This is a genomic window from Kutzneria sp. 744 (assembly GCF_000568255.1).
Classification (GTDB): domain Bacteria; phylum Actinomycetota; class Actinomycetes; order Mycobacteriales; family Pseudonocardiaceae; genus Kutzneria.
The window spans coordinates 10,943,982-10,958,357 of the sequence record NZ_KK037166.1 but is presented as its reverse complement, the minus strand read 5'-3'; the positions used below and the strand labels follow the sequence as shown (position 1 = coordinate 10,958,357).

General features: G+C 69.5%; 9 protein-coding genes and 2 pseudogenes. 6 read left to right on the top strand and 5 right to left on the bottom strand.

Going from position 1 to position 14,376, the window contains the following annotated elements:
- Positions 1–24 precede the first annotated feature (24 nt).
- The 4 genes from KUTG_RS49610 to KUTG_RS49595 all read right to left on the bottom strand — a co-directional run bounded on the left by KUTG_RS49610 (position 25) and on the right by KUTG_RS49595 (position 3,478).
- Entirely contained in the window at positions 25–798 is a 774-nt protein-coding gene (locus KUTG_RS49610; RefSeq protein WP_043726949.1) for an ABC transporter ATP-binding protein, read from the bottom strand.
- A complete protein-coding gene (locus tag KUTG_RS49605) occupies positions 782–1,603 on the bottom strand; it encodes an ABC transporter permease (RefSeq protein WP_198047637.1) in 822 nt (273 codons plus the stop codon). The genes KUTG_RS49610 and KUTG_RS49605 overlap by 17 nt, the downstream gene beginning before the upstream one ends.
- Positions 1,600–2,307 carry an ABC transporter permease gene (locus tag KUTG_RS49600; protein WP_232241365.1) on the bottom strand — a complete coding sequence of 236 codons (708 nt, stop codon included), beginning with the start codon at positions 2,305–2,307 and terminating at the stop codon, positions 1,600–1,602. The genes KUTG_RS49605 and KUTG_RS49600 overlap by 4 nt, the downstream gene beginning before the upstream one ends.
- 127 nt (positions 2,308–2,434) lie before the next feature.
- Positions 2,435–3,478 (bottom strand): ABC transporter substrate-binding protein, encoded by a 1,044-nt coding sequence (locus KUTG_RS49595; RefSeq protein ID WP_084580769.1) that lies wholly within the window; start codon positions 3,476–3,478, stop codon positions 2,435–2,437.
- A gap of 542 nt (positions 3,479–4,020) precedes the next feature.
- Here KUTG_RS49595 and KUTG_RS64905 point away from each other — a divergent pair.
- Together KUTG_RS64905 and KUTG_RS57620 are read left to right on the top strand one after the other, a co-directional pair.
- A pseudogene (locus KUTG_RS64905) lies at positions 4,021–6,024 on the top strand (nitrate- and nitrite sensing domain-containing protein); the annotation flags it as partial.
- Between the two features lie 699 nt (positions 6,025–6,723).
- Positions 6,724–7,144, top strand: a pseudogene (locus KUTG_RS57620) (roadblock/LC7 domain-containing protein).
- Positions 7,145–7,146: 2 nt separating this feature from the next.
- Here the strand turns inward: KUTG_RS57620 and KUTG_RS57615 are convergent.
- The gene (locus KUTG_RS57615; RefSeq protein WP_157495366.1) at positions 7,147–7,794 is read right to left on the bottom strand and encodes a YczE/YyaS/YitT family protein; all 648 of its coding nucleotides are present in this window, start codon (positions 7,792–7,794) and stop codon (positions 7,147–7,149) included.
- An 816-nt stretch (positions 7,795–8,610) separates the two neighbouring features.
- Here KUTG_RS57615 and KUTG_RS64900 point away from each other — a divergent pair.
- The 4 genes from KUTG_RS64900 to KUTG_RS49570 all read left to right on the top strand — a co-directional run bounded on the left by KUTG_RS64900 (position 8,611) and on the right by KUTG_RS49570 (position 14,301).
- Complete coding sequence (locus KUTG_RS64900; RefSeq protein WP_232241364.1) at positions 8,611–9,081, top strand: flavoprotein; 471 nt, start codon at positions 8,611–8,613, stop codon at positions 9,079–9,081.
- Between the two features lie 22 nt (positions 9,082–9,103).
- Entirely contained in the window at positions 9,104–12,172 is a 3,069-nt protein-coding gene (ileS, locus tag KUTG_RS49580; RefSeq protein ID WP_043726948.1) for an isoleucine--tRNA ligase, read from the top strand.
- A gap of 89 nt (positions 12,173–12,261) precedes the next feature.
- Complete coding sequence (gene trxA / locus KUTG_RS49575; RefSeq protein ID WP_157495365.1) at positions 12,262–12,681, top strand: thioredoxin; 420 nt, start codon at positions 12,262–12,264, stop codon at positions 12,679–12,681.
- Positions 12,682–12,786: 105 nt separating this feature from the next.
- On the top strand, positions 12,787–14,301 hold the full coding sequence (locus KUTG_RS49570) for an ATP-grasp domain-containing protein (protein WP_043726947.1): 1,515 nt from the start codon (positions 12,787–12,789) through the stop codon (positions 14,299–14,301).
- Positions 14,302–14,376: the final 75 nt, after the last annotated feature.

Sequence of the window (14,376 nt, the reverse complement as noted above, 5' to 3'; positions counted from 1 at the left end):
CAGGTTCCCGGTCCGGCCGGGAAATCAGAAGGCCACGGGGATCGGGGTGCCCCGCAGCAGGCGTGCGACCTCGGAGCGGAGTTCGACGAACGGCTCGGACTCGCGGGTGGTGATCTGGTCCCGGGTGCGGGGCAGGTCGACGGTGAGATCGGCCAGCACGCGGGCGGGTGATCCGGACAGGACGAGGACACGGTCGCCGAGGTAGACGCTCTCGTCGATGTCATGGGTGACGAGCAGCATGGTGGTGCCCTGCTCGGCGTGCACGCGAAGCAGCAGATCCTCCAGCTCGAACCGGGTCTGGGCGTCGACGGAGGCGAAGGGCTCGTCCAGGAGCAGCAATGAAGGTCGGTAGGCCAGGGCACGGGCGAGGGCAACGCGTTGCTGCATGCCGCCGGACAGCTGCTGCGGATGCTTGTGCGCGGCGCCGGCCAGTCCCACCTGAGCCAGGGCGAACCGGGCCCGGTCCTGGCGCTCGGTGCGCCCGACCCGTCCCCGCAACGGGAACTCCACATTGGACTGGACGGTGAGCCACGGGAACAGCGATCGGCTGTAGTCCTGGAACACGACCGCCAGGTCGTCGGGCACGCCGCGAACGGGCCTGCCGTGCAAAAAGACGGAACCATTGGTGGGCGCTAGCAAACCGGCGATGGCCCGCAGCAGGGTGGACTTGCCGCAGCCGGAGGGGCCGACGATGCAGGCCAGCTCGCCGGTGTCCACGGTGAACGACAGCTCGGCGATCGCGGCGTGATCGCCGCCGTAGACATGGCTCAGCCGAGCCAACTCAAGCATGGTCGACAAGGTGTCCTCCTGCTCTGGCCGGCGGGCGACGACCGCCCGCGGCGGGATGCCAGCCCAACGCGTGCCGCTCCACCGCGAGCAGCAGCGTGTTGAGGGTGTAGCCGAGCACGCCGATCATGGCGACCGCCGCCCACATCTGGGCGAAGTCGAACTGGTCCTGCGCGTCGCGGAGTTCGCCGCCGAGGCCGCCGTTGGCGGCGAACAGCTCCGCGACCACCATCAGCGTCACCGACTGCGAGAGACTCACCCGCAGCCCGGCGAAGATCTTCGGCAGCGCCGCCGGCAGCACGATGCCCAGCAGCCGCCGCGTGGCCGGCACGCGGAACGCCCGCGCGGTCTCCATCTGCACCCGGTCGACCGTCCGCACACCGTCCACAGTGTTCAGCAGGACGGCCCACACCGCACCGAAGAGGATCACGGCCAGCACCATCTGCGTCCCGAGCCGGCACAGCAGCACGAACACCGGCACCAGCGCCGGCAGTGGCAGCGAACGGAAGAAGGCGAACACCGGGCCCGTGTACTCGAGAAATCGCCGTGACAGCCCCAAAGCCGTGCCCACGAGCACACCGACCAGTACCGCCAGCAGCCAGCCGCCCACGAGCCGACCGACGCTGGGCACCAGGGCGTCTACGGCGTCCGGGCTGAGGAACAGCGTCGCGGCCGTGCCGGACAACCACATCTGCCGGGCCGCGTCCAGAATCTCCAGCGGCGTCGGGAAGTACGGATGGTCGGCAAGCGTCGTCAGGATCTGCCAACAGGCCACCACGGCCAGGAACACGCCCCACCGCACCAGGAATCGACTCATGACTGCCACCCGAAGTACCGTCGGTGCACACGTTCCAGGACGGCGTTGATCACGTAGCCGAGCACCCCGGCCACCACCACGCCGGCCAGGACCCGGTCCATCCTCGTCGCCCCGCTGGCGGCGGCCAGGATGAACTGGCCGATGCCGCCGCCGGCCCCGGTCAGCATCTCGGCCGAGATCACCACCGCCAGCCCGATCGCCGCCGACAGCCGCACCCCGGTCAGCACGAACGGCGCCACGCTGGGCAGCGCGACCCGGGTCAGCACCCGGAGCCTTCCCGCGCCGAACACCTTCGCGGTGTCCACTTGCAACGGTTCGATCTCCGCGAAGGCATAGATGGTGTTGAACAGGATGGGCCACAGCCCGGCGAACACCGCCAGCGAGATCTTGGTCGTCGGCCCGCCGCCGATGGACACCACCAGCAGCGGCACCAGCGCCACCGCCGGAATCGGCCGCAGGAACTCGACCACCGTCCCGCTGGCCACCCGCAGCCAGTGCACGCTGGCCAGCGCCAGGCCCGCCGGCACCGCGATCCCGACGGCCAGCGCCAGCGCTATCGCCCACGACAGCACGGTGGCCACCACCGCCAGCAGGAAGGCCGGATCCACCAGCATGTCCACCAGTTGCGGGAAGACGACCGAGGGCGGTGGGAGGTAGTCGGCCGGGACCGCGCCGGCCCGCACCACCACCTCCCACCCCAGCAACAGAATCAGGACGCCGGCCAGTCCTCGCAGCGCGGCGCGCGGCCGCCACCGTTCTCGGTCCGCCCCCCAGGGGCGCACCGACCGGTGCCGGCGCGTTGCCGTGTGGCCCAACGCTCTTCTCCGTCCCTCAGCTCAGCTGCGGCAGGATCATCGGCTTGATGTCGAACTTCTGGTTGATCAGCCCGAACTGCTGCATCAGGTCCGGCACCCGCTGCAACCTGGTCGGGTCGGCCGAGATCGGGTAGGACGGCAGGTGGATGACGGGCGCGATGTCGGGCTGCACGTTGGCGTTGTCGACCATGGTCTGTTTGACCTCGGTGTCGCCCTGCTGCGTGGCGGCCTCGGTCTGTGCCTTGCGGATCGCCCGCTGGAACGCCGCGACGGTCTTCGGCATCTCCTGCGTCGTCTTCTCCGTCGCCATGTAGCCGCTGAGCGGAATCCCGTCCAGCGCGCCGGTCAGCGGCTGGAACACCGTGGTGACACCGGCCTGGGCCTGAGCGATGGTCACGTACGGCTCGGCGAAGAAGGCGGCGTCGATCTCGCCGCTCTCCAGCTTCGGCAGCATGTCGGCGAAGCCGATCTGCTTCCAGTCCACGGTGGACCAGTCCACTTTGGCCGCCCGCAGGCCGGCCATCACGGCCAGGTCGGCCATGGTGCCGCGGGCGGTGACGGCGATCCGCTTGCCCTTGAGGTCTTCGGCCCGGCTCAGCGCGGATCCCTTCTTCACCACGACGGCCGTGGTGTCGGGCTTGGCCGCGGAGGCGTCGGCCACCACCCGGAGGTTCTGCTTGCCGTTGGTCTTGAGTTGGGCCTGCACCAGCACCGGGTAGGTGGCGAAGCCGAAGTCGGCGTCGCCGCCGAACACGCTGCTGATCACGCCGGGGCCGTTGGGCTTGTTGACCAGGGTGACGTCGAGGCCCTCGGCGGCGAAGTAGCCGTTCTTCTTGGCCAGCCACAGTGGACCGACGTCGGTGCAGGGGATCAGCGAGACGTTGATCTTGGATTTCTCCAGGGTCTCGTTGCCGGCCGCCTTGACGTCGGTGTTGGGTGAGCCGCCCAGCAGGCTGCAGCCGGAGTCCACCGCGGCCACCGCGGCCGCCGCCGTCACCGACAGGAACAGCCGCCGCGACCAGGGCCTGCCCACCGTCGCACCGGCGCGTGGATCAGTCATGTCGATCTTTCTCCTGACCACTCGTGGATCGAATTCACAATTGACGTGATGCGGATCACCGCCTTGACGGACGAGACTCTAGCGACATCCGCAATACCGTCATCCACGCGGCACATACGTCCGCAGAGCGGAAATCCTGCGGTCACAGCCCCGGACCAGGTCCGTTTCGGCGCACGGTTTACGCCGAAACGCCGAGTCATCGTGCCAGTAACCGATTCGCTCTAGCAGACACCGTGGCGTCCATGCGGGTGAATTCACTCGACGTGATCAAGCCGAAAACCGGCGGCACGGCGTTCGAAAACGGCCTTCATGGTGCCGAAACACAGTTCTACTTGCGGCGACAACCGATCGAGCGGCCAGCGGCCATTGGTGGGACGTCACCCCGACGCGCGTCACAACGAGGTCCCCAGCTGTGTTAAGAAGCTCCGGTGCAATTGCATCCGGCCGGTCCGAAACCTTTCGGGTGCAGATCGTCAACTGTCGACAAAAGGGCCGCGACATCCACCCTCGAACTCCGATTCGCCTGACGGGTCCTTGTTCGGATGACCAGGGGAGCGTGTGAGCAAGTGTCCGAGCGTCGGGTGTCCCACGACGAGTCGAGCGATCACCTCCACCAACCCCGCGGGCCGGTGAGGGGGCGACGACCAGGGCCCGGCGGCTCGGCCGGCGGACGATGGCGGCTGCGCAACTGGCGGCTGCGGACCAAGGTCGGCGCGGTGCTGCTGGTGCCGACGCTGGCCGCCCTGCTGCTCGGCGGCCTGCGGGTGCAGTCGGAGATCGACAACGCCAACAACTTCCACCGCACGGTGGCCCAGGTCGACGTGGCCCGGCAGATCACCGAGGTCGTCCACCAGCTCCAGAAGGAGCGGGTGCTCATGGTCACCGGCGCGGCCGCGACCAGCTCGGCAGCCGGGAGCCCCCTGGCCACCCAGCTCGACCGCACCAACGGCGCGATCGCCGAGCTGCGTGGCGCCGTGGCCAAGCTGAACCTGCCCGACCCCGGGGCCATGGACCGGTACAACCGTGCCGTCGACGGCCTGACCACGCTGACCACGCTCCGCGTGCTCGCCCAGCGCGGCGTCTACCCGGACAACGCGCTGTTCACCGAGTACACCTCCGTGATCGACACGTTGGTGCAGGTCGGCCGGGAGGTCACCGCGGCCGCCGGCACCCAGGAGCTGTCCCGGGTCAGCACTGCCGCCCAGACGCTCGACTCGGCCAAGGAACAGATCGCCCAGCTCGACGCGCTGCTGCAGATCGCCGCCGCGCACAACTCGTTCCAGTCCTCGCTCAACCAGGACCGGGCCCGCTCCTCGAACGCCGCGTTCACGGCGTCGGTCACCGACTTCACGGCGGTCGCGAACAGCCAGGAGCGGCAGGCCTTCAGCGACGGCTACAGCGGCTCCGACGTCGACGCCGACCACCTGATCGAGCAGTCCGCGCTGCTCACGGCCAGCCCGACGGCCCCGCTCAACATCGACATCCACGCGTTCACCACCGCCAGCGCCATCGCCAACGACAAGTTCCACCAGGTCGAGCTGGGCCTGATCGGACAGCTGCGGGCCCAGGCCTCCGCCCTGGCCGGCGACGCGGCGGCGGCCGCGGGCCGTGACATCGCGGCCCTGCTCGGCACGCTGATGATCGCCCTGGGACTCATGCTCGTCATGGCGTGGTCGCTGCTCACGCCGCTGCGCCGGCTCCGGCTGGAAGCCCTGGACATGGCCAACGTCCGCCTGCCGCAGACCCTCAAGCGCATCCTCGCCGACCAGGACCCGGTGGAGGCGGCCAAGAACGCCGTCGACCCGGTGTCGGTGTTCAGCCGCGAGGAGATCGGACAGCTGGCCCGGTCCTTCGACCTGGTGCACGACCAGGCCGTGCGGATGGCCGTCGACCAGGCGGTCCTGCGCGACAACGTGAACGCGATCTTCGTCAACCTGTCGCGGCGCAGCCAGGCCCTGGTCGAGCGGCAGCTCTCGGAGCTGGACCGGCTGGAGCAGAACGAGCAGGACCCCGACCAGCTGGCCCGCTTCTTCGTGCTGGACCACCTGGCCACCCGGATGCGCCGCAACAGCGAGAACCTGATCATCCTGTCCGGCACCGGGCTGACCAAGGCCCTGGTCCGGCCGCTGCCGCTGGCCGAGCTGGTCGGCGCGGCGATCTCCGAGGTCGAGCACTACGCCCGGGTCAAGGCCACCGGCCTGCCGACGGCGCTGGTGCACGGCCGCGCGGTCAAGGACCTGATCCACCTGATCGCCGAGCTGCTGGACAACGCCACCACGTACTCCGAGGCCTCGACCACGGTCACGATCGCGGCCCGGCAGCTGCGCGGCGGGCAGCTGGCCATGCAGATCTCCGACTCCGGCATGGGCATGACCACCGACGAGCTCGACGCCGCCAACCACAAGCTGGCCGACCCGCCCGACTTCGACGTCACGGTCGCGCGCCGGATGGGCCTGTACGTGGTCGGGCGGCTGGCCCAGCGGCACAACATCAAGGTCCGGCTGCGCAGCGGCGACTTCATCGAGGGCGGCACCAAGGCCGTCATCACCGTGCCGGCCGACCTGCTCGCCCCGCCGCGCGAGGAAGACGCGCGGGTCGACACGCCGCTGGTCCGCCGGCCGACCCGGCTGGAGGAGACCCAGCCCGACCTGGCCGCTCACGTGCCGGTCCCGGCCCAGAACGGCAGCAGCCTGTTCCGGCCGCCGCCCGAGCCGAAGCCGGTGAAGGAGCCCGAGCCCGAGCCGACCACCCGGCTGCCCATCTACGAAGAAGTCCTCTCCCGCTGGTTCCAGCCGGTCGTGATGGACGAGTGGCCGGTCGACGAGCCCGACGCCCCGCCGCTGCCCGCCCTGCCGATCGCCGAGCTCGACCCCGTCGAGACCAGCCTGCCGCCGATGAAGCCGCCGCCCGCGCCGGTCAACCGGCACGAGTCGTGGATCTCGCCGGCCGACGAGGCCTGGCTGACCGTGCGGACCAAGCTCAACGGACCGGCGGCCGAGCAGATCACGGCGGTCGGCCTGCCCAAACGCGTGCCCAACAAGCACCTCGTGCCCGGCTCCGCCGCGCCCCGCAGCGCCGCGCCCGAGGTGCAGGAGACGCGGCCGCCGCAGTTCCCGGAGCGCACCCCGGAGACGACCCGCAGCCGGCTGTCCGGTTTCCAGCGTGGCCTCGGCCGGGCCCGCCGGCACGCGCTGGACAGCACGGGCGACGACCTGGCCGAGACCCGCGCTGAAAGTGGAGCGAGCATGACCAACCAGGAACCCGGCGACTTCGCGTGGTTCATCAGCGACTTCGTGCGCCGCGTGCCGGAGGTGGCGCACGCCGTCGTGTGTGTCGGCCGACGGGCTGCTGCTCGCCGGCTCCCACGCGCTGCCGTCCGACCGGGCCGAGCAGGTCTCCAGCGTGGCCTGCGGCCTGGTCAGCCTGGCCAAGGGCGCCGCGCGGTGCTTCGACTACGGCGACGTGGTGCAGACGATCGTGGAGATGAAGCAGGGCTACCTGTTCCTGATGTCGATCAGCGACGGGTCCTGCCTGGCCGTGCTGGCCGCGCCCAACTGCCAGATGGACGTCGTCGCGTACGAGATGTCCATGCTGGTGGAGCGCATGGCCAGCCGGCTGACTCCCGAGCTGCGAGCCCAGCTGATCGCGGCCGCCGTCCAGAACTGAGGTCACGAGGGAGTGGCCTCCCGCCGCTTGAACTGCTGCTTGAGCAGCAGGCCGATCAGCGGGCCCAGCGTCAGCGCGATGGCCAGCGTGCCGGGGCCCGCGGTGCCGGCGCTGATGGCCTGCATCGGGTTGGCCAGCAGCAGGCCCAGGACGAGAACGCTGAGCTCCAGGGTCGTGCGCACGGTGCGGACGCTCAGGCCCCACCGCGCGCAGGCGCCGGTCATCAGGCCGTCGCGGGCGCCCGGGCCGAGGCCGCCGCGGATGACCAGCGCGGTGCCGATGGAGAAGACCACGATGCCGCCGGCCAGCAGCGCCACCCTCGGCAGGAGGGCGTCGGGCGTCGGGACCAGCGAGAGCACCACGTCGCAGCCGATGCCGGGCAGGAAGGTCGTGGCCACCGTGCCCAGGCCGGGGCGCTGCTTGAGCGGCCACCAGAACAGCAGCACCAGCAGCGCGACACCGATGATCACGGTGCCCGGGGAGACGCCGAGCAGCTTGGCCAGGGCCAGGTGCAGCACGTCCCACGGCTGTGCGCCGAGCCGTGCGCGGATCATCAGGGCCAGTCCGGCGCCCATTGCCGCGCCGCCGACGATCACCCGGAACAAACGCCAGGCCAGTTTCAGCAGCTGAGGCCGGACTTTCGCGATCACCGCGTTTTCCTCGGGCCGCCGCGCGTCGGCCAGGCTTTGGGACCTGTGGATCGGGCGTGGCCGTCGAACCAGAGCGCGATCATCCGGCGGCCGGACGTCGACACACGTTCCGGTGGCCACCTGCGCCGCCTCCGGTGGCACCCGAATGGACGGCACGTCCTGTGCGATTTGCTCGTTGTCCACATCCCGTATTCGCCGAATTTCCTCCATCGGTGACCGGCCTCCTCACGCCCCCGGGAACGCGTTCAGTTTCGACGAGAGATGCCGTTTCGGGAATAGGCAGAAAAGGTGAATGACCTCGCTTCACCCGAAGGAATTGCCGCATGATGGTGCAGCTGCACGTGCACGATCGCATTTCCGCAGCCCACGAACGGTGCCTTCCGTCACCCGGACGGAGTCGGACGGAGACGTCCGACGGCCGGACAGGTTACGGATTACTATTTGCAGGTGCCCCATGAAAGCGCCCCATGCACTTTCATGACGCAATCGCGCCATTAAATCCCGCCTGAGACAGGGCCGTTGCCCGCCGGCCGGTCAGGGGTTCGGGACCGGTCTCGCGGGGTCATCCCTTCAGGTGAGCCGGACGTCGTGGCCGGAGGATCGAGACGCCGCAACATGTTCACGTGGATCTCCGACGGTGCCTCACTCCGCTGGCGGTACCCGTTGTCCAGAAGGTCCAGTGCCCGCCACAGCGCGTCACAGCGTCCGCCATGTGTCCGTTTTTGCCCATCACACGTCGCCATATGATCACCACGACCTGGGGTTTTACGCCTAGCGTCGTTCTCGCCGGACCGAAAACGACGGGAGGCGGCAGCCGTGCGACTGATCGTGGGGATGACGGGGGCCACCGGCGCCGTCTTCGGCGTGCGGCTGCTGGAGAACCTGGCGCGGCTGCCGGACGTGGAGACCCATCTGGTGATGTCCCGGTGGGCCCGCAGCACGGTCGAGCTGGAGACCGGCCTCTCGGCCCGTTCGGTCGGCGAGCTGGCCGACTGCTCGTACTCGCCGGACGACCAGGGCGCCGACCTGCCCGCCCCCGATCTCGAGCGGTGGCCGGGCATGCGTGCGGCCCGGGTCGCATGGGCGACAGCGCCCCGGCCCTGTTCTTCAGCAGGGTCAAGGGTTTCACCGACGCCCGACCTCGGACGCGCTCGGCGGATGCGGCCGGACCTCACGGTCGTTCCGCTGGTGGACGCCGATCCGGGCCAGGTAGCCGGGGCGGACGACAAGGGCAGGAGCGCGGCGGGTCGGGGCCGGACGGGCCAGGCGGGGCTGAAACCGGATTGACCGGCCGATAAGGTCTGTAAAGGTGAGCGAACGCGCCTTCTCCCCGCTGCCGACCGAGATCGACCTGCCCGCGGTCGAGCGGGAGATTCTGGACCGCTGGCGGTCGACGGAGGTGTTCCGGCGCTCGCTGGAGCAGACGGCGGACGGCCCGAGCTGGGGCTTCTTCGAAGGCCCGCCGACGGCCAACGGCAAGCCTGGCACGCACCACGTCGAGGCGCGGGTGTTCAAGGACCTGTTCCCCCGGTTCAAGACGATGAAGGGCCACCACGTCGAGCGCCGAGCCGGTTGGGACTGCCACGGCCTGCCGGTGGAGCTGGCGGTGGAGAAGGAACTGGGCTTCACCAAGAAGCAGGACATCGAGGCGTACGGCATCGCCGAGTTCAACGCCCGCTGCCGGGAGTCGGCGCTGCGCAACGTGGCCGACTTCGCGGCGATGACCGAGCGCATGGGGTACTGGGTCGACCTGGACAACGCCTACCTCACGATGGCGCCGACCTATGTGGAAAGCGTGTGGTGGTCGCTGAAGCAGGTGTTCGACAAGGGCCTGCTCGTCGAGGACCACCGCGTCACCCCGTACTGCCCACGGGACGAGACGCCGCTGTCCGACCACGAAGTGGCGCAGGGCTACCAGGACGACGTCGACCCCTCGGTGTACGTGCGGTTCCCGCTGGCCAGTGGCCCGTGGCAGGGCGCGAACCTGTTGGTGTGGACGACAACTCCGTGGACGCTGCCGTCGAACACGGCGGTGGCGGTGCATCCCGAGGCGACGTACGCGCTGGCGGAGCACGAGGGCGAGAAGATCGTCGCGGCGGAGCCGCTGCTGCCGGAGAGCGCGGCGGTGATCGACCGCATGACCGGACAGCAGTTGGCCGGGGCAAGCTACGAACGACCGCTGGACCTGGTGCCGCTCAGCGAGTTCGGGGACGAAGCGTTCCGAGTGTTCACGGCCGACTACGTGACGATGGACAGCGGCACGGGCATCGTGCACCTGGCGCCGGCATTCGGCGCGGAGGACATGGCGGTCGGCCGACAGCACGGCCTGCCGATGGTCAACCCGATCGGCCTCGACGGCCACTTCCTCCAGGACGTCCCGCTCATCGGCGGCCTGTTCTTCCGTGACGCCAACGACACCGTCATCGAACAGCTCGCCCGGAAGGGCCTGCTGGTCAAGCACGAGCCGTACCCGCACAGCTATCCGCACTGCTGGCGCTGCGGCACGGCGCTGATCTACTACGCCCTGCCGTCCTGGTTCATCCGCACCACGGAGATCAAGGACCGGCTGGTCGCGGAGAACGAGCGCACCGACTGGCATCCCGCGCACATCAAGCACGGCCGGTACGGTGCATGGCTGAACAACAACGTGGACTGGGCGTTGTCCCGCAACAGGTTCTGGGGCACGCCGCTGCCGATCTGGCGCTGCGAGGACAACCACCTGACGTGCGTGGGATCGCTGAAGGAACTGTCCACTTTGGCCGGTGAAGACCTCACCGAGCTCGATCCACACCGGCCGTTCGTGGACGAGATCAGCTTTCCCTGCCCCGAATGCCGGGCCGAAGCGCGTCGTGTGCCGCAGGTGATCGACGTCTGGTACGACTCGGGCGCGATGCCGTTCGCCCAGTGGGGTGCGCCGCACCGCAACCAGGCGGAATTCGAAGTCTCCTACCCCGCGCAGTACATCTGCGAGGCGATCGACCAGACCCGTGGCTGGTTCTACTCGATGATGACGGTCGGCACGCTGGTGTTCGACAAGTCCTCGTACGAAACAGTGTTGTGCCTGGGGCTGATCCTCGACGCCGACGGCCGCAAAATGAGCAAGCACCTCGGCAACATCCTCGACCCCTTCGACCTGTTCGACCGCTACGGCGCCGACACCGTCCGCTGGCTCATGCTGGCCGGCGGCTCGCCGTGGGTGGATCGCCGCGTCGGCGACGAGGTGCTCAGCGAGATCGTCCGCAAGGTGCTGCTGACGTACTGGAACGCGGCCTCGTTCCTGCTCCGCTACGCCGACCTCGCCGACTGGCGGCCAGGCGAACCCGTCACCGATCGGCACGTCATGGACCGCTGGCTGCTGGCCGAACTGCACGGCGTCGTCGCCGACGTGGACGCCGCCCTGGAGGACTTCGACTCCGCCACGGCCGGCCGCCGCCTGGCCGGCTTCATCGACGACCTGTCCAACTGGTACATCCGCCGCTCGCGGCGGCGGTTCTGGCAGGCCGAGCCGTCGGCGATGGCCACCCTGCACGAGACCCTGGACGTGCTGACCCGCCTGATGGCCCCGTTCGTGCCCTTCGTCACCGACTACCTGTGGCAGCACCTGCACGCCGACGCCGACTCCGTGCACCTGGCGGCCTGGCCCGAGGCCGCCGGCCTGCCGGCGGATCCGGCCCTGGTCGCTCAGATGCGGCTGGTGCGGGACCTGGTGGAGCTGGGCCGCTCGACCCGGGCCGCGAACAAGATCCGCACCCGCCAGCCGCTGGCCCGGGCCATGGTGCACGCCCCCGGCTTCGCCGACCTCGACGCGGACCTGCGTGGGCAGATCGCCGAGGAGCTCAACGTCCGGGCCGTCGAGCCCATGACAACAGACCTTGTCGAGGTCACGGTCAAGCCGAACTTCCGGGTGCTGGGCAAGCGGTTCGGGCCACGCATGCAGCAGCTGGCCAAGGCCATCGCCGCCGCTGGCACGCCGGTCGACGGCACGCTGACCGTCACACTGGACGGCGAGACGATCACCCTGGCCGGTGACGATCTGGTGCTCACCGAGCAGCCTCGCAAGGGCTGGGCCGTGACCACCGTCAACGGCACCTCCGTGGCCCTCGACCTGGAGCTCGACGAGGAGCTCACCCTCGCCGGCCTGGCCCGCGACGCCCTCCGCCTGGTCCAGGACACCCGTAAGTCCGCCGGCCTCGACATCGCCGACCGGATCCGGCTGTGGTGGACCAGCGACCGCGAGGACGTGGCCGCCGCCCTGCGCCGCCACCGGGATCTGCTGGCCGAAGAGGTGCTGGCCGTCGACATCACCGAGGGGCCCGGCGAGAACGAGGCCACGGTGTTCGGCGAGCTGAGCCTCAGGGTGTGGTTGGCCAAGGTGTGACCCGGTTTGGGGGCACGACGGCGAGACATGGCATACGGGCGTCCGCGTGACCGTGGCGGATGTCACCGGTCGGCGCGCCTGTGCCGTCGATGCCGAGGAATGAAAACCATCGTCGGACCGTTGAACGGACAGCGAAGGAGGTGGCGATGGCCACGGTGGAACTGACCAGCGAGAACTTCGACGACGTCGTCGGCAAGGGCACGGTGCTGGTGGACTTCTGGGCCGAGTGGTGTGGCCCCTGCCGGCAGTTCGGGCCGGTGTTCGAGAAGTCCTCCGACGAGCACGACGACATCGTGTACGCGAAGGTGGACACCGAAGCGCAGCAGCAGCTGGCGGCGGCGTTCGACATCCGCTCGATCCCGACGCTGATGGCGGTGCGCGACGGCGTGGTGGTGTTCTCCCAGCCGGGCGCGCTGCCGGCGGCGGCGCTGGAGGACCTGATCGGCCAGGTGCAGGCGCTGGACATGGACAAGGTCCGCGAGCAGATCGCGGCGGCCCAGCAGCAGTGACCGCGGCAGCGGTGACCGCTTCCGGACGCCCTTTCTGACCCTACGGACGACTCTTCTCCCGGCCATAACGTGGCCGGGAGAAGTCGTCTGTGGAGGTGGGGAAGCATGCGTGCACTGCTGCTCGTCCGGCGCGGCGCACCGTTGACCAGGTCGCATGTGCACACGCTCCGGCGCAAAGGGTTCGAGCCGTTCGTGCTGTCCTCGCTGCCGGCCGACGGCGGCGCGCAGTTCCGGCGCATGTGCGCCGACATCGAGGTCGAGCACGCCGTCTCGCAGGGCGTGGCGATCACCTCTGACGAGGTCGCCGCGGTCGTCAAGGCCGTCGACGGCCTCGTTTTCTGTCTGACGCAGGCCGATTCGCTGCGTCCGCTGATGGCCGAGGCCAACCGGCTGCTGGGTGCGCCCGACGTGGCGCCGGAGGCGCTGGTGCACACCCTCGACAAGCACCTGATGCGCAAGGCCCTGACCACGACCATCGAGTCGCTGCGGATCACGGATCCGATGCTGCGGCAACGGATCGAGGCCGGGGAAACATTTGTTGTCAAGCCTCGGCGGGGCGTGGGCTCGCTCTGTGTGGGGCTGGTCCGCGAGTGGGCGGACGTCGAGGCGTTGCAGCGGGCCTTCGACGAGGGGCCGGCCGACGCGGACATGATGGCCGAGTACTTCGCCGACAACGAGCTGATCGCCGAGTCGTTCTTCGACGGCCGCGAGATCAGCCTGGAGATCATCCGCCGGGACGGCGTCTCGGCGTACGTCGTGGACCACGACAAGACGCTGATCGAGTTCGGCGCCGACACCGTGCTGGAACGCGGCATGGCCTCCCCCGTCACGATCCTCGACGACGAGGAGCTGGACCGGGCGAAGACCGTTGCGCAGCAGGCGATGGACGTGCTCGGGCTGACCGACGGCGGCTATCACGTCGAGCTGCGCGTCAACGCCGAGGGCACGGCCGAGATCGTGGAGATCAACCCGCGGGTCGGCGGCGGCATGGTGTGGGAAAGCATCCACCTCCAGTACGGCCGGTCCATCACCGACGACTGGATCGACGTGCTGTCCGGCCGGCCCGTCACGCCGCTGGGCGAGCGCCACTGCGGCACCTACGCGCAGCTGGCCTATCCCCGTGAGCAGCGGCAACTGCTGGGTGTCAACCGGAACGAGGCGATGCCGGAGCCGGAGATCTACGACGAGTTGATCACCCCCGGCGATGTGCCGATCGCCCACCGCGAATACTTCGGGGCCTTGGTGCTATGGCGGACGAAGCTGGCCACGCACCGGGACGAGGTTGCCGCGCTGGTGCCGGTGGAGTACTGCGACTTCGTCTACTCCCCCGGGCTCACCGGCCGGCCGGTTCTCCTCGTGCTGGAACCGGATTGGGACACGCTGCGGGCGGCCGTGGCCGTCGACGGCGTCGATGTCGTGGTCTGCCACCAGGGTCCGGTGGTCGTCACGCCGGAGTACGACGGCGTCCGCGACGGCCTGGCGCTACTGGTCCAGGTGCCCGACTGGTCCACTGTGGACGTCGTGCTGGACGCCGTGGCCGGGGCGGAGATCGCCGACATCATGGCGCCCCACGACGTCACGCGCCAAGCTGAGGCGCGGCTGCGGAAGGCTCTGGCATAGCGTCGCCAACCTCGCAGACCACGAGGTGCGGCGTAGCGTAGAAGTGCAGCGTCAGATCGCCGTAAGGGATCCACA